Below are 20,455 nucleotides of genomic sequence, written 5' to 3' on the forward strand. Positions count from 1 at the left end.
ATAATGTATGTATTTAGAGCAAAACATGCGTATTACGTCATGCTATTTCAAATGCGATTCACGCGTTAATTAAGAGCCCATTTATTTATAAATAACCCCCATAGCACTTCATCTTAATAAGAAAAAATCAAACCTTAGTCTGAATTTTATAGAAGTTATCCACGTTTATAGTGAGGATAATGGGAATAATAATGTAATATATTCCAGCACTTTTGTGGCGTCTGTGGTTGAGTTGTGGGATGATTAGCCCATTAATCTTGGGGGTGGTAATGGGGAAATTAACAGTCTTACTTCTGATTTTACTTGGCTGGCTACAATATTCATTGTGGTTAGGTAAAAATGGTATCCATGATTACAACAAAGTAACTCAAGAAGTTGAATCTGCATTGGCGCAAAATACGCAGTTAAAAGAGCGTAATGATCGTCTATTTGCAGAGATTGATGACCTCAATGGCGGGCAAGAAGCGTTAGAAGAGCGTGCTCGTAGTGAATTAGGAATGATAAAGCCTAATGAGACATTTTTCCGTATTGTGAGCGATAAATCTCAACCACGTCGTTAATTTATTGAATTAATAGTGTGTCCTGATACAAATATCATAATGAATATAACAAACTCTACTCTTCCTATTGTTGCCGTTATTCCGGCAGCCGGTATCGGAAGTCGAATGCAATCAGTCTGTCCAAAACAATATTTGAAGATTGGCGGATTGACTATTCTTGAACATACCATTAATGCCTTATTGAAACACCCACGTATAACGCAAATTATCGTGGCAATCAGCCCTAATGACAGCTACTTTCACACTTTACCTTTAGCACAAGATAAAAGAATAATTACGGTTGATGGTGGTGGTGAACGCGCTGACTCTGTATTGTCAGGTTTAGCGTATGTCACTCAACATTTTCCTGAAAATACATGGGCATTAGTTCACGATGCAGCAAGACCTTGCCTACATTTTGGCGATCTTGACCATCTAATTAAACTCATTGATGAAAACGTTATGGAGCCTCACTTTTGTGGTGGCATTCTTGCGACACCAGTTCGCGATACAATGAAGCGTAGTCATCAACAAGATAATCATATTGAACAAACAGTAGAAAGAACAACGCTATGGCATGCTTTAACGCCACAATTCTTTCCAGCATTGTTATTAAAACAAAATATAGAGAATGCACTCTCTCAAAAAGCAACGATCACTGATGAAGCCTCAGCGATGGAGTTTGCTGGATATGAACCTTTATTAGTTAAAGGTCGTGCAGATAATATCAAAGTTACTCAGCCAGAAGATTTAGCGCTTGCAGAGTTTTTCCTCTCACGCCAAATCACCAGTATAAGGAACACATAATAAAATGAGAATTGGACACGGTTACGACGTACATAAATTTGGCGGTGAAGGCCCTATTATTATTGGCGGTGTCAGAGTTCCTTATGAACAAGGGCTATTAGCTCACTCTGATGGCGATGTAGTATTACATGCAGTTACAGATGCTATTTTAGGTGCAGTGGCAATGGGTGACATTGGCACATTGTTTCCTGATACCGATCCTGCATACAAAGGCGCAGATAGCCGCGTACTCCTTCGTGAAGCCTTCTCACGCGTAAGAGCAAAAGGTTACCGAATTGGTAATTTAGATGTCACGATTATTGCTCAGGCTCCGAAAATGCTACCTCATACACCACAAATGCGCGTTAATATCGCAGAAGATCTTCATTGCCACGTTGATGACATCAATGTGAAAGCGACCACAACAGAAAAGCTTGGATTTGTCGGTAGAAAAGAAGGCATTGCCTGTGAAGCCGTTGTTTTATTAATGAAAGAGTCATTACCTGAATGAGTGATTTACCCGAACTCCATTGGTTACATGGAAAACCACAAGCAACAGGTTTGTTAAAGTCAATTCCTGAAGATTTTATTGTTTGTGAAGATCTTGGCTTCACCCTTGATGGTGAAGGTGAGCATGTCATGGTGAAAATCAGAAAAACAGGTTGTAATACGGCTTTTGTTGCTGAAAAATTAGCAAAATTTGTTGGGATCCATCCTCGTGATGCCAGTTACGCCGGTCTAAAAGACAGAAATGCAGTGACTGAACAATGGTTTTGTCTGCGTATGCCGGGTAAAGAGATGCCTGATTTCAGCCAGCTTGCTTTAGAAGGTTGTGAAATTCTAGAAACGACTCGTCAACAACGTAAATTACGTATAGGAACACTAAAAGGTAATCACTTTACATTGGTGTTACGAGAGATTTCTGATCGCGATTTTGTTGATGCTCGTTTGGCGCAAATAAAAGCAAAAGGTATTCCTAACTATTTTGGTGCTCAACGATTTGGTCGTAATGGTGATAATTTACGACAAGCCATGCGTTGGGCAACAGACGAAATCCGCGTAAAAGAACGAGGAAAGCGTAGCTTTTATCTCTCAGCAGCCCGTAGTGCGATGTTTAATCACATTGTCAGCAAAAGATTGGAATGTGATTTATATTCAAAAGTGATGCTCGGTGATGCCATGCAACTTCATGGGAGAGGTAGCTGGTTTGTTGTTGATGAAGCAGAACTAGCTCAAACACAAACTCGTTATGAAGAGCACGATGTTCATATTACTGCGCCTTTACCGGGTAAAGGTGATTTAGGTACCCAATCACAAGCATTAGATTTTGAAACTGAAAATCTGGCAGAATATGAAGCCTTCTGGTCGCTAGCTCGACAAGAACGCGTTGATAATACAAGACGTGCTATCAATGTATTACCAGAAAATATGTCATGGAGTTGGGTAGACGATACCACTGTTTCTCTGTCATTCTTTTTACCCGCAGGAAGCTTTGCAACTAGCGTTGTACGTGAATTAATTTTATTAGGGAATGATGATGCTGAAAATATTGGTGAGTAATGACGATGGTGTGATGGCGAAAGGGATCCAGACCCTCGCTAAAGCATTACGCCAGCGTTATGATGTACAAATTGTTGCGCCTGATCGCAATCGTAGTGCTGCATCTAATTCTTTAACCATTGACCGACCTTTGCGTAAGCAAGAGCTTGAAAATGGGGATATTGCGATTGTTGAGGGTACACCAACAGATTGTGTTTATCTTGGTGTAAACCATTTAGTGCGTCCTCGTCCGGATATTGTGGTTTCTGGTATTAATCATGGTCCTAATTTGGGTGATGATGTTATTTATTCAGGTACTGTTGCTGCGGCAACAGAAGGGCGTTTTTTAGGTTTACCTGCCATTGCAGTTTCACTTGATGGTGAAAAACATTTTGAGACAGCGGCTCAAGTAACTTGTGAAGTCTTGGCAATGTTACAACAAGTACCTTTAAGAGCAGGAAATATTCTTAATATTAATGTACCTGATATTCCTCTTGATGAAGTAAAAGGTTTTCGTATTACTCGTTGTGGTAGTCGTCATGCATCACAACATGTTTATACCCACACTGATCCTAGAGGAAATAGTCTTTATTGGATTGGGCCTCCAGGCGAAAAAAATGATGTAGGTCCCGATACAGATTTTGCTGCTGTTGATGAAGGTTATGTTTCAATAACCCCATTACATGTTGATTTAACAGCCTATAAAGCACTTGATTTACTACAAAATTGGTTAAATAAAGCAGAGGTCAAAAAAACATGTTAAGTCGGTCAATGAAAGACTTACTGACAATGTTAAAACAGCATGGCATCAAGGATGAGAGCCTGTTGGAAGCAATGAGTAAAGTACCTAGAGAGCTTTTTATTGATGAAGCGCTTTCTCATAAGGCTTATGAAAATACGGCTTTGCCTATTGGCAATGGGCAAACTATTTCACAGCCTTATATTGTCGCCAAAATGACAACACTACTGGAATTACAAAGTACAGATTCTGTATTAGAAATTGGTACAGGTTCGGGATATCAAACGGCCGTATTAGCAAATTTAGTCCATCATGTTAGTTCTGTTGAGCGTATAAAGATATTGCAATGGCAAGCTAAACGACGTTTTAAACATCTTGATTTACATAACATCTCGACACGCCATGGTGATGGATGGGAAGGTTGGTCATCAAAAGCGCCGTTTAATGCCATAATAGTGACAGCATGTGCAACAGAAGTACCACAACAGTTATTGATGCAGTTAGCCGATGGTGGCAGGATGATAATACCTGTTGGTGAACAACAACAAATACTGAAGTTTATCCGACGTTTAGGTAATGATTTTCACTACCAATCTATAGAAACAGTTAGATTTGTTCCTTTAATTGCAGGCGAGTTAGCATAACTTCCAGATAAATCTGACCGTTTTTTATTACTGCTTTTTAATAGCTTGTCGTAATCTGCACTAATAAATGAAACATTTTCAAAAAATTGCAGTCTTTTTGTTTAACTCGACAAATTGCTAGATGCTAATGCCTTTTTAAAGGGAGAAGGAAGTATGAATTCAGAAAGCCCAATTAAGCATGTCCGCTGGGCAATCATGTGTTCGGTAATCGGATTTGCATTAACAGGCTGTGCAGATACACCTTATCGTCCTGCACCCATTACCTCTGTAAATGACAGCTCTTCAAATAATACGGTATCAACCGCACCTGTAATCACTAACAGTAATGCGACACCTATTGAAAGAACTACACCTTTACAATCATCACCCCCTCCTTCAATTAAGGTGAATTCGGCTTCGTCTAATGGAGGTGTGGTTCAATCGCAAAGCCAGTCCCGTCCTCAAGCATCGGTTGCTGCTCAAAATGTAAATACTGATGGCACTGGACGCATTGTGTATAACCGTAACTATGACAGTATTCCGAAAGGAAACTACAACGGTAATACATATACCGTAAAACGCGGTGATACCATGTTCTATATCGCTTGGATAACAGATAGTGATGTAAAAGAACTGGCATCAATGAATAACATTCCAGAGCCTTATAGCTTAAACGTAGGGCAAGTGCTGAATATTGGTAACCGTCAGGTCAATACGGGAACAAATACCAATGTCAACACATCGGTTATTAATCAATCAAGTAATGCGGGTGTTCAAACGGCGCATACTAAACCAACAAATAATGGTTCAATGGGGCCATTAATTACTAAACCAGCAACAACACAACCGAAGACAACGACGCCACCAACAACAAATACAAATACCACAACTGCGGCAACGCCTGCACCTACGGCAGTTTCTGGCAAGTGGATTTGGCCTGCGCAAGGTAATATCATCGAAAGCTATTCCAGTGCGCCTGGTGGTAATAAAGGTATCGATATCGGTGGTACAAAAGGTTCACCAATTGTTGCAACGGCAGCAGGTAAAGTGGTTTATGCAGGTAGCGCATTACGTGGTTATGGCAACCTCGTTATCATCAAGCATAATGACGAATACCTCAGCGCATACGCACATAACGACACAATTTTGGTACGCGAACAACAAAATGTGAATGCAGGCCAGCAAATTGCCACAATGGGTAGCTCTGGAACCAGTTCTGTCCGATTACACTTTGAGATCCGATATAAAGAAAAATCACTCAACCCAATGAGTTATTTACCTAAGAAATAAATAAGCGATTTTTTACACGTATAGTGAATAATCCTAAAGTTAGGCCCTCTTCTTTACAAAAAGAAGAGGGCTTTTTCTTATCTGTAATTAATTAAAATATTGAAACAAAATAAATTTTACCTAAGTATAAGTGCTTATTTAAAGGTTATTGAAAATGAGAGGTCAATATAAAATTATAGATAACGTTAAATTAGACGGTTGATTCTCAACCAATGAATGCGTATGCTAAAAATTGTTATATAAAAAATGAATAAAGATTCGTTGTTATGAAAAGATGAACTATAAAACAACCTCTTGTTTAGGTGGGTATTTTCTTTATTAGATTATCTTTTTAATAATAGTACGTAATATAAATTATTGGATATTATTTTATTATTATGGATTTTTATTTGTTTTTTTAGATGTAAATAGTCACAAACAGTGCATCAAATAGAGTAATTTTGCGTATAGGTGAATGTACGTAAAATATAATAAAAAAGCTGTTAATAACCTGCACTCAATAGTTAAGTTATATATTGAATAAAGAAAGAATAAAATTAACAGTAAAATAGATTATGTTATCTTTTATTTTGTAATTCGTTACAAGGGAAAATCAGTAAACCCGTTGTGTCGTGACACAGCGATAAACTGGTAAACAGACTTTAATTATGAGTCGTTTACCTAAATTATCAAGGGTAGGAGCAGCTGATGAGCCAAAGTACGCTAAGAGTAGACGAGTTATATACAGATGAAATTGAAGAGAACATGGAAGAGTTCGATGAAGTTGCTGCAAAAGAGGCAGAAAATGAGTCTGATGCTCAAGATGAAATTGAACTTATTGAAGGTGTCAACCAGCGTGCGCTCGATGCAACTCAGCTTTATTTAGGAGAAATTGGTTATTCTCCGTTGCTGACCGCTGAAGAAGAAGTTTTCTTTGCCCGTAGAGCGTTGCGGGGCGATATTCCTTCAAGACAACGAATGATAGAAAGTAACCTACGTTTAGTTGTTAAGATCTCTCGTCGTTATACAAACCGAGGTCTTGCCCTGCTTGATTTGATTGAAGAAGGGAACTTAGGACTTATTCGTGCTGTTGAAAAATTTGATCCCGAAAAGGGTTTCCGTTTTTCAACTTATGCAACATGGTGGATACGTCAAACTATTGAACGTGCCATTATGAACCAGACTCGTACTATCCGCCTTCCGATTCATATCGTTAAAGAGCTGAATGTTTATTTAAGAACAGCAAGAGAATTAGCACATAAACTCGATCATGAGCCTAGTGTTGAGGAAATTGCACAAACACTTGATAAGCCAGTTGAAGATGTGAGTAAGATGCTACGTTTAAACGAACGTATTACTTCTGTTGATACCCCAATTGGTGGTGATTCAGATAAAGCCTTACTCGATATTATCTCTGACGAAAATGAAGAAGGGCCGGAAGCAACAATTCAAAATAATAACCTCAAGGAAAATATCATAAAGTGGTTATTTGAATTGAATCCTAAGCAACGTGAAGTACTAGCACGTCGTTTTGGATTATTAGGCTATGAAGCAGAAACTTTAGAAGACGTTGGTAGAGAAATTGGTCTAACAAGAGAAAGAGTTCGTCAAATTCAAGTTGAAGGACTACGTCGCTTAAAAGATATTCTACAAAGTCAGGGGTTAAGTATTGAAGCACTTTTCAAAGCATAGTTAGCCGCCTCATTTCTGTTTATAGCTTTAATTGACAAATTGTTATTACCAAAGCCGATTAGTGGATTTACTAATCGGCTTTTCTTTATCTTGTATTATACGACTCAAAACGATAAAACAAGAACGCAGTCTTGCACTTTGTTAGCCTGATGAAAGTAATAAAGGAAGATATGAAAGATTATTTTTTAAACGTTAAATTAGAACGTTGCGATTTTAACCAAAGTAAAATCTCCCCGAATGGAATGGTGAGATTAATAGCATCAGGTAAAAACTTCTATTTTAATGAAGAAGATTTTGCTAATTCTCAAGATTTTCTTAAACGATTAAAACAAGGCGATGAGCTTAAAATCTGTGCTGAATTATTGAAAAATGGTAGTTTTTGGGTGCAATGGATTTATCATGATACAAAAGGAAGGCTTGAGCCTGAAAGAAAATTCACGCTAACAGCAAAACAACAAAAATGGTTATTGCTTGCATTTATTCTGACGCTTGTTGGCGGTTATTGGAGCTATTTCTCGATCCTCCATCTTGAAGTGAATTTCTTTATCGTTGTTTCTATGGTTATTGCATGTGGTGCAGTGATGGCGGGGATCAGCTATATCGGAGAAAAAGCTTATCGCTATTTTCAGCGCACCAGACCCAAACATAGAAAGAGAATAAAGGCATTAGATAAAGTTATCGCCAAGCAAGCCTTGATAGCACCAGATGGCGAGCGCCTCATTATTACTGGAATAAAATCAGCACCATTACCTTCATTGACTGTGAGTAAAAAATCGTTTCCTCAAATAAAGCAAAGTAAAGTACAACGAGTTCGAGGAATAATACAAATTCATAGTACTAATAGAATTAAAATGCATCACCGCAACGGTGAGACGGTGATAATGCAAGTATCCTGCTTGATTGATAATCATCCTTTCGTATTAAGTTATAGAGAGCGCTTATTTTATTCTGATCATAATCTGTTCCTTGCTGATGGTGATGATGTTGAATTGTTCTTTTGGCAAGCTGAAGATAAGAACTCAGGGCCTGTTGTTATGGGAGTTTATAATCATACAGATAATGGCGCTTATTCAATATCAGGACAAATGTATATTGGTCACCAGCGTACATATCGTTTATCACTGTTAATAGTCGCACTAGTTAGTGTTTTTATTTTCTCTATGGTTGCAAGTTTCTCTATTTCTGATGTTTATGATAAGGGCAATTATTGGGATAAATGGGATTGGCATTCTATTGGTGATAGCTTTTTAGGAATGGGGATTATCTATGGCTTAATCATGAGTGGCATTGCCTTTTTAACTGCTTTGTTTTCAAATCTTTATATTTTGTTATCAGAAAAAGGTAATAGCAGTTATCAAACCCATTTTTTACTTCAGCAGCAATGTGTTGAAAGCAAACAACCACTGTATATTACGGAGCTGCGCCAATGAATCCTTTTTTCCGTAAGCCTTTTATCATTATCACAAGCTTATTTATTTTAAGCTTACTGCTTTTTTATGGTGTGCTTTTTCATGGGTTTGCCTCTAAGTGGCAATGGGAAAATGAAAATTCTTCTGAATTATCTTCATACCCTTATTCTCACTATGATTGGCGTAATACTTTTTACGCTTCTAGCGGAATATTAATTAAAACTGAATCTGATAGTGGGCGATATGATGTAGATATTTATGGCAGACTTCACCGCCAAGATAATCAGAGAAAATATACACTGTACTTTTCTGATAAAGAAGGTATGCGCTTTGTATCACAAGGTCAAGGTAGCTTTTATAACGCTTATTGTGTTGCCGATAAATGTGTTTTATTTACAGAGCAGGGACGACAAACTATAGATTTAACAGAGTTTACAGTAGCAGATCTAATTCCTTGGCAAGAGACTAACAATGGTTATTATCGTTTTCCTTTAGCGCTTATTGGTGGAAAATTACTCTTTTCACAAACAACATCGCAATTAGTATTAGTTGATAATAAGACGATATTAACAAGTTTAGATGAAGGCGAAAGCTGGGAATATTCAGTTAATACAGAAGATCTGGTGAAGCAATATTACGCTGAAGATTTCGGTGAGTTTACGCAATTTCATTACGCTCTATCAGATGATTCCCTCATTATTTTTTATAACCACCATTACACAACAAATACGTTAGAAATCACGCTAAATTTAGTGAATAAAGAAGTGAAAAAAACACGCTGGCTCCCTTTGCGTGTTAAAGAAGTTACCCAAAATGCTAATGGTGATATCTATTTTATTGCTCAACATGCTAATCGTGATCTCTATTCTGTTGTTCAACGGCAATCCGATGGGAATTTAAACACTTTTTATGAAAGTGGTTATAAGTATATAAATGATTTAATGGTAAGTAATGACAATTTAATTCTAAATAAAGGTTATAATGATGATAAAATTACATTGGTTTTTTCATTGAAAACAAAAAGTTATACATCTTATGAGAAAGTTACTGACGATATGATGTTTAATCCTGCTTTATCATCATTTGTTCGTTTATTTGATAACTATGGTGATGAAGACACTTTATTGTTATTGGGTGAACGACTGAAATATAGCCATGCTGCAATTAATTAATTCTGTATTTATCTTTGATTATCTTAATTTGAAAAATTAGAACGTAAGCCATAAAAAAGGCTCTGTAAAATCAAACAGAGCCTTTTTGCTATCAGCATTTAGTATGGCTTATTTTGCCATCTCTTTTAAACGATAGAGTTGCTCTAATGCTTGTCGAGGTGTTAATGCATCAGGATCGATTTTATCTAACGCTAATTCAATGGCAGAAGGCTCAGCTTCTGTTAATAATATCAGCTGTGACGTTTCAACATGACCAGAGCCAGTATGACCTGATAGCATTTCAAGCTCCTTTAGCTTCTGCTTAGCGCGACGGATCACCTCTTTTGGCACGCCCGCTAATGACGCTACGGCTAAACCATAGCTTTTACTTGCAGCGCCTTCTTGGACGCTGTGCATAAAGGCAATAGTATCGCCATGTTCAACGGCATCTAAGTGAATGTTGGCGGTGCCTTCAAGTTTTTCAGGCAGTGTAGTTAATTCAAAATAGTGGGTTGCAAAGAGAGTCATCGCTTTAATGCGATTTGCTAAGTTTTCAGCACAAGCCCAAGCCAGAGATAATCCGTCATAAGTTGATGTACCTCGACCAATTTCATCCATTAAGACCAAGCTGTTTTCTGTCGCATTATGCAAAATATTAGCAGTTTCTGTCATTTCGACCATAAAAGTAGAACGTCCAGAAGCAAGATCATCAGAAGCGCCCACACGCGTAAAGATACGATCGACTGGCCCAATTAAGGCTTTTTCAGCAGGTACAAAGCTACCAATATAAGCAAGTAAAGTAATTAATGCGGCTTGGCGCATATAAGTACTTTTACCACCCATATTAGGACCTGTAATGATCAATAAGCGGCGTTGAGGTGCTAATTGTAATGGATTTGAAATAAACGGTTCGCTAAGGACTTGTTCAACAACTGGGTGACGTCCCCCGGTGATTTGAATACCTGTTTTTTCACTTAATTCGGGGCGAGTATAATTTAATGACTCAGCACGCTCTGCAAGGTTAGAAAGAACATCTGTTTCAGCTAAAGCCTCTGCACTAATTTGTAATGCGGTAAGGTGAGGTAGCAGCTTTTCAAAAATCTCTTCATAAAGCATTTTTTCGATAGCTAATGCTTTACCTTTAGAAGTTAATACCTTGTCTTCATACTCTTTTAATTCAGGAATAATATAACGTTCAGCATTTTTCAATGTTTGACGGCGAACATAGTGCATAGGCACTAAGTTGCTTTGTCCGCGACTGACTTGGATGTAATAGCCATGTACACCATTAAAGCCAACTTTTAGAGTATCAATACCCCATTTTTCACGTTCACGGATTTCAAGTTTATCAAGGTAATCACTTGCACCATCAGCTAATGCACGCCATTCATCTAATTCGGCATTATAACCAGAGGCAATAACACCACCATCACGTACTAATACCGGCGGTGTTTCAACAATGGCATGTTCGAGTAATTCACATAATTCATCGAATTGGCTAATACGCTTTTGTAATTCTTTTATATAAGGCATATCAGCTTGTTCAAGCACTTGATGAATATCGTGATATTGTTGGAAAGCATGACGCATACGAGAAAGATCGCGAGGGCGTGCGGAGCGTAGAGCTAAACGCGCTAAGACTCGCTCTAGATCACCAATTTGTCGTAAAAAAGGCTGCAGTTCAAAATAGAAAGGCTGTAATGCACTAATAGCATCTTGGCGTTTGATAAGTTGTTCACGTTGGCGTAAAGGCGAGTGTATCCAACGCTTCAGCATACGGCTTCCCATCGGGGTAACACAAAGGTCAAGTACGGATGCGAGTGTGTTATCGGTACCACCTGCAAGATTCTGTGTTAATTCAAGATTACGACGAGTCGCCGCATCTAAAATAATTGAATCTTGAGGGCGTTCCATAGTGATGCTACGAATATGAGGCAATGCAGTGCGTTGTGTATCTTTCACATATTGTAATAAGCACCCAGCAGCACAGAGTGCCAATTGTGCATTTTCAACACCAAAGCCCGTTAAATCACGAGTACCAAATTGCAAATTCAGTTGTTGCCTTGCTGTTTCTGGTTCAAATTCCCAAATAGGGCGACGGCGCAAGCCTTGCTGGCGCTCAATCAGTGCCATCGACTCAAAAGTTTCTGGATAGAGTAATTCTGCTGGATGAGTACGTTGCAATTCGGCAGTCATACTTTCACTATCTGGCATTTCAGTAACACGAAAGCGCCCTGATGTGATATCTAACGTTGCATAACCAAATGCGCCATGTTTATCTTGCCAAATAGCGGCTAACAGGTTGTCTTGGCGCTCTTCAAGTAAGGCTTCATCAGTGACAGTACCCGGTGTAACAATACGAATAACTTTACGCTCAACAGGGCCTTTACTGGTTGCAGGATCGCCAATTTGTTCACAAATAGCGACAGACTCCCCAAGTTGAACTAATTTAGCGAGATAATTTTCAACAGCATGATGCGGAACACCTGCCATAGGAATAGGTTGGCCTGCGGACTGACCTCGTTTTGTTAATGAAATATCTAATAAGCGAGAGGCTTTTTTGGCATCATCAAAAAACAGTTCATAAAAGTCACCCATACGATAGAACAGTAAGATTTCAGGATGCTCTGCTTTAATCTTAAGATACTGCTGCATCATTGGTGTGTGGGAGTCTAAGTGTTGAATGTCAGTCATGTTGTTGTCAGTCTTAACGTATTGAATTTTGAGTTATTTGTGAAAATCTATTGTTACACTGCATTTCGTTCTATTTCACAAGCATTGTGTGATCATATCACAAGGTTTCAGTTCATTGTTTTAATGATCCAAATATCTTTTTAGACCAAAAACTAAATAATTTTACGTACTATAATATCGTTGATTCACCATTAATGACAATCTGCACTTTTCTGAAAACTCTTTATTTTTAATTTATTATATATTGATTTAAATGATGTTTTATTGCATTGATAAATAAAGTGATAGTAGCTGCTTTATTGATTTTATATTAAAGCTTATTGCTCAGGCGCTAAAAGAAGGAATTGAAAATAGCTAATATAGGATATTTATAAACTCTTTAAAAAATACTTATAAATATATAACATTATATTTAAGTAAATATACGCTATTAATCAAAGCTCGATACTCTTATCAAGAGTATTATTGAGATGCTTCAAATTAATTTAATAAATAATAGTCATTAATTATTAAACTCATTATAGTTTATAGCGGGTTAATTACTTAATAATATAATGAGGGAATATGAAAAAGAGCATATTGGCATCGATAGTAAGTCTTTTATTAATATCAGCAGTAGGTTGTGATAATTCAAATGAAAATTCGAACACAGGAATACCTTCGCAAGATAAAAATAAAACAGAGCAAACAACACAATCTAAACCTGATTCAAAAAACACTCAATCTGATGAAGTTCAATTTAGCCAGAAAATTGAAAAAGGTAACTTGTGGTTAGCAACGTTTAACGAAGATTTTGGCACCATAATTCAGAAAAAAACTGGCAGAATTTCGGGCACAATTAACGTTAGTCTTTTAGATAACACAAAAACAGTTTTAACAAGCTTAAGTTCTGATAATGGCAAAACCCTTGATCTAACACCTTTCAAAATACTCGAAAATGAAGCAGAGACAGATCAAATAAAAAGAATGAAAGCGAACAGTGCGCTAATGCCTGTTAGAAGTGCCTTCTCTATGCATTTGAGCGAATCAGGTGCCGAACGCGCTCAAGAGTCTTTTGAATTTATGAAAACATTTTCTCCTATACTCCCAGAGCTAGATGCTGTGGGGAATGCTTATGGTGAAAGTTATGTTGATCTATATAAGAAACTGCTGAAGTTGGGCGATTATCTTGTTGTAAAAGAAACTTATCGTTTAGATGACTTCACACAAGCAAATACTTTGTATGAGGATGTGAAAAATGCTTATGCCAAACTAATCGATGAGAAAGAAAAAGCCGCTGAGGCATATGAAAACTATTACCAAGAAATGCATATTGAAGAGCTTGAATTAGTAAAAAAAGAAGGCTTAGTTGTTCGTTATCAAATTATGCAATCATTGGATACAGTAACTAATACTCTTGATTCAATGAACCCAGATAAGATTGATGTGGCTGCACTCTCTGCTGCAATTACAAAAATTGAGGAACAATCAATTGAATTAGGAAAAGTATTTGGTGATGAAGCATTACTAAATAAAGAAAATATGAAAGGTACTGATTATTCAGTTAAAGAGTATTTAAAATTATACCAACAACTTGTTATTGAGTTAAAAGTATTAGAGAAAAAACTCAATGAGAATAAAGATATATCAGGTAGCTTAAATACAATTTCAAATGAATATAAATATTTGATAGAGAACTATAACTCTTTAATAGCGAAGTAATATTTACGCTTATAAAAATGTAAATCGCACTTTAATAGTGCGATTTTTCTCGCAAAATTTATCTTTTTTACTGTGTTTTATTAAACATTAAATGATTGTTAGAAAAAGATGATACAAACTAATGCTCAGAAGAGTCTTGAAATAGAGTGGAATGCTAGGAAAAAAATATTAAGAATGTAATCTGTCTTTATATAATAAAATTTTAAATTAATGATAAGTATTCATTCTTATTCTACATTCTTACTTTATTATAGTTACGCTATTTATTTTGCTCTTTGGCTTAATTTTACTGATAAGAAAATGCGTTTTTATCGGTGCAAAATAGGACTATCTATATGGACGTACTACGTTTTTTACTTTCCCTTCCTTTTAAACTAATCCGTTTATTTGGGTGGGTCATTGTTTTTTGTATTCGTCTTTTAGAGAAGATACTCAGCCCATTTATAGGACAAATACAATGGAGTACGCCCGTTTGGGTTGATTTTTTTGCCCGCCATTTACGAAAGATTGAAAATGGTATAGTAGGTCACCCTAAAACCGCATTAGGTTCTATTGTTTTTCTTATTGTTGCATCGTTTGGCAGCTATTACGGTTATCACAGCTATCTCAATCGACCCGTTCCTATCGATGTCGCTCCTATCGTTGTACAAAATGTTAATGTGAAGCTTATAGGCCCTGCACAGATCAATTATGCAAATGATAATCCTCAATCACAGAAAATTATTTTATCTTTTTCTCGATCCGCAGCACCTATTACGCTTATTGATAAAGAGGTAACTGAAGGTGTGACATTAACACCTGCAATTGAGGGTAATTGGCAGTGGCAAAATGGCTCGACCCTTATTTTTACAGCCAAAAAGCCTTTTGCTATGGGGAGTGAATATAAAATTCAGCTCGATGAAACTAAATTATTAGCACCACAATTTTCATTGAAATCAAATAAATATGAATTTAAAACAACCTCTTTTGATTACAGTTTAGGAAATAGTGAGTTTTATCAAGATCCTCAAAATCCATCACAAAAACATGCCATTATAAAAATCTCTTTTAACGCTCCTGTCGATATTCAGAGTTTTGAAAAACGTCTTTCAATGAAATATGGCGATAATGAAAAGCTGAAATATGTCATCAATTACGATAATAAAAAATTAACGGCTTGGGTTCACTCAGAGCAATTAACGCTAAAAGACATTAGTAGTAAGGTTTTTCTTAAAATTGAACCAGGCATAGCCACAACAGTAATCGCCAATACAACATCAAAAGAAAAAACATATCATGTTGAGATCCCAAGTCTATACAGTCTTAATGTTTCAAATGTAGAGAGTGAATTGGTTGAATCTGAAAATGGAAAAGATGCGCGAGTACTTATCATTTCATTAAGTGATGAATTAAATGAAAAAGAGATAAAAAATGAAGTTTCTGCGTGGTTATTGCCTCAACACAATTTAGAGTTAGAAAATACTGATATTCGCCAAGATGAAGACGATTATTACGATTGGAACTTGAATGATGTGAGTAAAACTATTCTTGCTCAGTCAGAGAAGCTAACGCTTGAGATGAATGATAATGAGCAAGAAAATCAAGCCACGTTTGCTTTTAAATACAATGCACCAGTTTATCGCTACATATTGGTTAAAATCCCAAGCGGGATAACATCTGTGGGTGGATACCAATTAAAAGAAGATCGTTACCAAATCGTCAATGTGCCAGACTATCCACAAATGCTGAGCTTTGTTTCTGAAGGTGCTTTGCTTTCTATGACGGGTGACAAACAGATCACTGTTTCTGCTCGTAATTTACCGGGGCTACAACTTGATATAAAACGAGTGATCCCAAGCCAGTTACAACACATCGTTTCCTTTAAAAATAAATACTTTACTTCAACACGATTTAGTCGCCTTAATGATGAATATTTCACAGAGCACTTTACTTATCAAACAGTACTAAGCAATGAAGACAAAGGTGAAATTCAATATAAAGGTATTGATTTAAGTCGCTATTTATCTGCTGATCCTAATGCTAGACGCGGGATATTCTTATTAAAACTCTCTTCATGGGATCCTAATAAAGCATCCCAAACAGACGAAGATGAGTATTATGAAGAAGATGATGATGACGAAGAACTTTCTGATGCACGCTTTGTTGTTGTGACAGATTTAGGGATCATTGCTAAATCATCGATTGATGGTTCTCGAGATGTCTTTGTACAATCTATCTATAACGGTGCACCTGTTAGCGATGCGAAAGTTTCAGTTATTGCTAAAAACGGAACAACATTACTGAGTAAAATGACTAGCACTGATGGTCATGTCTCTTTTCCTAATCTTAAGGATTTTAGAAATGAACAGACAGCAGTTCTCTTTTTAGTTGAAAAAGATGGTGATATTTCATTTTTACCAACAAATGCTTATTACGATAGACAACTTAACCTATCTCGCTTTGATATTTTTGGTGATGATACTCCAAGAGATCCGCGTACTCTTGATAGCTTCTTATTTTCAGATAGGGGCGTTTATCGACCGGGTGAAACCTTCAATATCGGTCTTATTACACGTACCTTTGACTGGAAAGCAGCCCTTGAGGGCATACCTTTGCGCGTTGAGATTCGAGATCCTCGTAATACATTGATGTTAAATCAATCTATGGTGTTAAACGAGTTTGGTTTCAATGAATTAAGCTATACCACATCAGAAAACTCGCCTACTGGAGATTGGAATATCTATCTCTATTTAGTCGGTAAAAATAATCAAGATGCCAGCTTATTAGGTAGTACAACGGTAGTGGTTAAAGAGTTTGAGCCTGATTTACTTAAAGTTGCGCTTAACCTAACACCAGATAGACAACAAGGATGGGTGAAACCTTCTGAATTAAAAGCTTCAATTGATGTACAAAATTTATTTGGCACTCCAGCACAAGATAGGCGAGTTGTTTCCAAATTAACCTTAAGGCCAATTTATCCTAATTTTTCACGTTATTCCGATTATCGTTTTTATGAAAACCGTCGTAATCACGATAGTTTTGAAACCGATTTAGAAGAAACAACAACGAATGAAAAAGGGCTGGCCGATATTGATTTAGGGTTAACATCTTATGATGATGCCACTTACCAATTACAACTTATTTCTGAAGCATTTGATGCCGGGAGTGGTCGTTCTGTAACAGCTGCTGCGCGAGTTATGGTATCTCCTCATGATTATCTGATTGGCGTTAAAGCAGATGGAACGCTTGACTATATTAATCAAAATGCACAGCGCAATCTCAATTTCATTGCGATTGATCCGACATTAAAACAAGTTGCTCAAGAAGCATTAACGTTAGAACGCTATGAGCAAAAATACCTCTCTGTTTTGACACGGCAAAATTCAGGTGTTTATAAATATCAATCTAAACTCAAAGAAGTGTTTATTAACGATGTTCCACTTTCTATTGATGAAAAAGGAAGTTCTTTTGCATTAGAAACACAGACACCGGGTAACTTTGTATTATTAGTCAAAAACAAAGAAGGCAGTGTACTTAATCGCATTAACTATACTGTTGCGGGTAATGCGAATGTGACTCGCTCACTTGATCGCGAAGCAGAATTACAACTTACTTTAAATAAAGACACATATAAAGCTGGTGAGGAGATCGAGATTGCCATCAATGCTCCTTATGTTGGCAGTGGTATTATCACGATAGAAAAAGATAAAGTTTATTATTGGCAATGGTTTACATCTTCAACAACAAATTCGGTACAAAAAATCCGTGTTCCTGCGCAATTGCAAGGTAATGGCTACATCAATGTTCAATTTGTTAGAGATATAAACTCTGACGAAATATTTATGAGCCCTCTTAGCTATGGCGTTGTACCGTTTAAAGTCAGCCGTGAAAATTTCCAAGCTCAAATTGAATTAGAGTCACCAGATGTTATCAAGCCGGGTGATACTTTGCCGATTACGGTAAAAACAGATAGTCCACAACAAGTTGCTGTTTTTGCTGTTGATGAAGGTATCTTGCAAGTTGCTCGATATAAATTAAAAGATCCATTGGATTACTTCTTCCGTAAGCGTTCATTAGAAGTTGAAAGCACGCAAATACTGGATCTCATTTTGCCTGAATTTAGCAAAATGATGTCACTGGCTTCAGCGCCGGGAGGGGATGCGGGTGAAGCTGTCGATCTCTATCTAAATCCATTTAAACGCAAAAAAGAAGAGCCAGTCGCTTATTGGTCTGGTATTACAGAAGTAGATGGAGAAGCTGTCTTTCATTACAAAGTGCCGGAGTATTTTAATGGTAAAATAAGAGTCATGGCGGTATCTGTTACACCAAATCGTATAGGTAATACGCAACGCTATACAACTGTGCGTGATGATTTTGTATTAAGTCCACATATTCCTACGACAGTGGCACCTAATGATGAATTTGATGTTACTTTAGGTATCGCAAATAACCTGAATGATCTTAACGGTGTTGCAACTAAGCTCGATGTGACGATAACACCAGAAGCTCAATTAGAGGTTATAGGACAGAACAGTTACCAATTAGAATTAGGTGAGAAAAAAGAAACAGTAGTTTCCTTTAGGCTAAAAGCGAAGTCGCAATTGGGTAATGGGGCTATCACTTTTGCAGTGAGTACTGAAGGCAAAGTGACTCAAAGAACGGTGAACCTCTCTATTCGCCCAGCTTCAGCTTATCGCACTCAATCAAGCTTAGGTCGCATGGATGGTAAAGAGCAGAGTGTCACCTATATTCGTCAAATGTATGATGAGTATGCGAAAAGAGATGCGCGTGTTTCTTACTCGCCTTTAGTGCTAAGTAGTGCACTGGCGCAATATCTGGCTAATTATCCTTATAATTGTTCAGAGCAAATAACCAGTCAGGCAATACCGTTGTTATTCCATCAACGTAATCCTGAAATGAAGACGATATATTCACAAGATAAAATTCGCACTCAACTTGAACAGACAATGGCAACATTACTGACTCGCCAAAATGGTCAAGGTGCTATCGGAACATGGCGTTCAACACCATCAACTGATCCATTTGTGACTTTATATGTCGTTCAATTTTTACTTGAAGCACAAGAGGCGAATTACCCTGTATCAGATACGCTATTACGTTCATCCAATGAATATTTAACTAAGCTTACCGTCAATGGAGGGTTAAATAATCAAGATGAACTTAGAATGCGTGCTTTTGCTGTCTATTTATTAACACGTCAAGGTAAAGTGACGACGGGTGAAATTGCGGCTATTCAAACGCGAATGCAAAAGAATTATCCAAAAACATGGCAAAGTGATTTAGGCGCTTTATATCTAGCGGCATCTTACAAAATGCTGAAAATGGATAAACAAGCGGATGAATTACTCAAACCCACATGGCAAGAGCTGAGCAAAGCTTATAGCAAAGCGTGGTGGTCACATAATTATTTAGATCCTCTGATCCAAGACAGTACAAGACTGTATTTGATTGTGAAGCACTTCCCAGAAAAAGCGGGAGATATACCGCCACAACTACTGGAAAATATGGTTATGAGCTTTAAAGAAGAGCGCTATACCACACAATCATCAGCAATGAGTATCTTGGCGTTAGAGCATTACACTAAACAGATCCAAAATATGACAACACCGACACAGCCATTAACTGTGAGTGTAAAAAGTGGTGAAAACCCACCCGTTGTTATTTCATCTATGACAAATGCTACTGCGATAGGTCAGTTTAAAGCTGGTATTAAAGAGATCTTATTTAATAACCCAACGAATAACGCAGCTTGGTATGTTGTGACACAATCTGGTTTTGATAGTGAACAACCTAAAGAAGCACTTTCACGAGGATTGGAAATTTCTCGTGATTATGTGAATGAGAAAGGCGAGGTTGTTAATAGTGCAACCTTGGGTGAAAAGCTTTATGTGCACATAAAAATCAGAGCAAATGCAAAACAAGGTGTGAATAATGTCGTGCTGGTGGACTTGTTACCTGGTGGTTTTGAAGTTGTACAACAATCAATGGATGATGTGGATAATCCTGAAGTCGAATGGTTATCACCAACCGGTAGTAAAGGAACACGCTGGTCACCAGAATACAGCGATATTCGAGAAGATCGTGTCATTATTTATGGTACAGCAACTCAACAAGTACAAGAGTTCGTCTACCAAATTAAAGCCACTAATTCGGGAATATTCTCTATACCGCCAGCATTTGCAGAAGCTATGTATGACAGGGAAATACAAGCATTAGCGATTGGTAAAGGCGCTATGACCGTCAACAAGCCGATGCAAAATAATGGCAATGTAAAATGAAATTAGCTTGGGTTTCAAACGCTTGTTTTTGGTTA

13 protein-coding genes are annotated in these 20,455 nt (G+C 37.2%); 12 read left to right on the forward strand and 1 reads right to left on the reverse strand.

All coding sequences use genetic code 11. The features are described from left to right. Positions 1-269: 269 nt before the first annotated feature. From ftsB to GTK47_RS06730, 10 genes are all read left to right on the forward strand, one after another. Complete coding sequence (gene ftsB / locus GTK47_RS06685; RefSeq protein WP_036913758.1) at positions 270-560, forward strand: cell division protein FtsB; 291 nt, start codon at positions 270-272, stop codon at positions 558-560. Between the two features lie 39 nt (positions 561-599). Further along, the gene (gene ispD / locus GTK47_RS06690) at positions 600-1,346 is read left to right on the forward strand and encodes a 2-C-methyl-D-erythritol 4-phosphate cytidylyltransferase (RefSeq protein WP_165122514.1); all 747 of its coding nucleotides are present in this window, start codon (positions 600-602) and stop codon (positions 1,344-1,346) included. A gap of 4 nt (positions 1,347-1,350) precedes the next feature. Further along, positions 1,351-1,836 (forward strand): 2-C-methyl-D-erythritol 2,4-cyclodiphosphate synthase, encoded by a 486-nt coding sequence (ispF, locus tag GTK47_RS06695; RefSeq protein ID WP_023582677.1) that lies wholly within the window; start codon positions 1,351-1,353, stop codon positions 1,834-1,836. Beyond that, entirely contained in the window at positions 1,833-2,885 is a 1,053-nt protein-coding gene (gene truD, locus GTK47_RS06700; protein WP_165122515.1) for a tRNA pseudouridine(13) synthase TruD, read from the forward strand. The genes ispF and truD overlap by 4 nt, the downstream gene beginning before the upstream one ends. Then, positions 2,863-3,627, forward strand: coding sequence for a 5'/3'-nucleotidase SurE (gene surE, locus GTK47_RS06705; protein WP_165122516.1), 765 nt, complete (start codon positions 2,863-2,865; stop codon positions 3,625-3,627). The genes truD and surE overlap by 23 nt, the downstream gene beginning before the upstream one ends. After that, complete coding sequence (locus GTK47_RS06710) at positions 3,621-4,247, forward strand: protein-L-isoaspartate(D-aspartate) O-methyltransferase (RefSeq protein WP_075673789.1); 627 nt, start codon at positions 3,621-3,623, stop codon at positions 4,245-4,247. The genes surE and GTK47_RS06710 overlap by 7 nt, the downstream gene beginning before the upstream one ends. A gap of 153 nt (positions 4,248-4,400) precedes the next feature. Beyond that, the gene (gene nlpD, locus GTK47_RS06715; protein ID WP_165122517.1) at positions 4,401-5,516 is read left to right on the forward strand and encodes a murein hydrolase activator NlpD; all 1,116 of its coding nucleotides are present in this window, start codon (positions 4,401-4,403) and stop codon (positions 5,514-5,516) included. Positions 5,517-6,203: 687 nt separating this feature from the next. Then, positions 6,204-7,187: an RNA polymerase sigma factor RpoS gene (gene rpoS / locus GTK47_RS06720; RefSeq protein WP_165122518.1), complete on the forward strand. Its 984-nt coding sequence runs from the start codon at positions 6,204-6,206 to the stop codon at positions 7,185-7,187. Positions 7,188-7,357: 170 nt separating this feature from the next. Next, positions 7,358-8,617, forward strand: coding sequence for a hypothetical protein (locus GTK47_RS06725; protein WP_165122519.1), 1,260 nt, complete (start codon positions 7,358-7,360; stop codon positions 8,615-8,617). After that, entirely contained in the window at positions 8,614-9,768 is a 1,155-nt protein-coding gene (locus GTK47_RS06730; RefSeq protein ID WP_165122520.1) for a hypothetical protein, read from the forward strand. The genes GTK47_RS06725 and GTK47_RS06730 overlap by 4 nt, the downstream gene beginning before the upstream one ends. A 108-nt stretch (positions 9,769-9,876) precedes the next feature. Here GTK47_RS06730 and mutS read toward each other — a convergent pair whose 3' ends face one another. Further along, positions 9,877-12,441, reverse strand: a complete 2,565-nt coding sequence (gene mutS, locus GTK47_RS06735; protein WP_165122521.1) for a DNA mismatch repair protein MutS — start codon at positions 12,439-12,441, stop codon at positions 9,877-9,879. Between the two features lie 564 nt (positions 12,442-13,005). Between mutS and GTK47_RS06740 the strand changes: the two genes are divergently transcribed. After that, entirely contained in the window at positions 13,006-14,142 is a 1,137-nt protein-coding gene (locus GTK47_RS06740) for a DUF3829 domain-containing protein (RefSeq protein WP_165122522.1), read from the forward strand. 335 nt (positions 14,143-14,477) lie between these two features. Then, positions 14,478-20,420, forward strand: coding sequence for an alpha-2-macroglobulin (locus GTK47_RS06745; protein WP_165122523.1), 5,943 nt, complete (start codon positions 14,478-14,480; stop codon positions 20,418-20,420). Positions 20,421-20,455: the final 35 nt, after the last annotated feature.

Source organism: Proteus sp. ZN5 (assembly GCF_011046025.1).
Lineage (GTDB): Bacteria > Pseudomonadota > Gammaproteobacteria > Enterobacterales > Enterobacteriaceae > Proteus.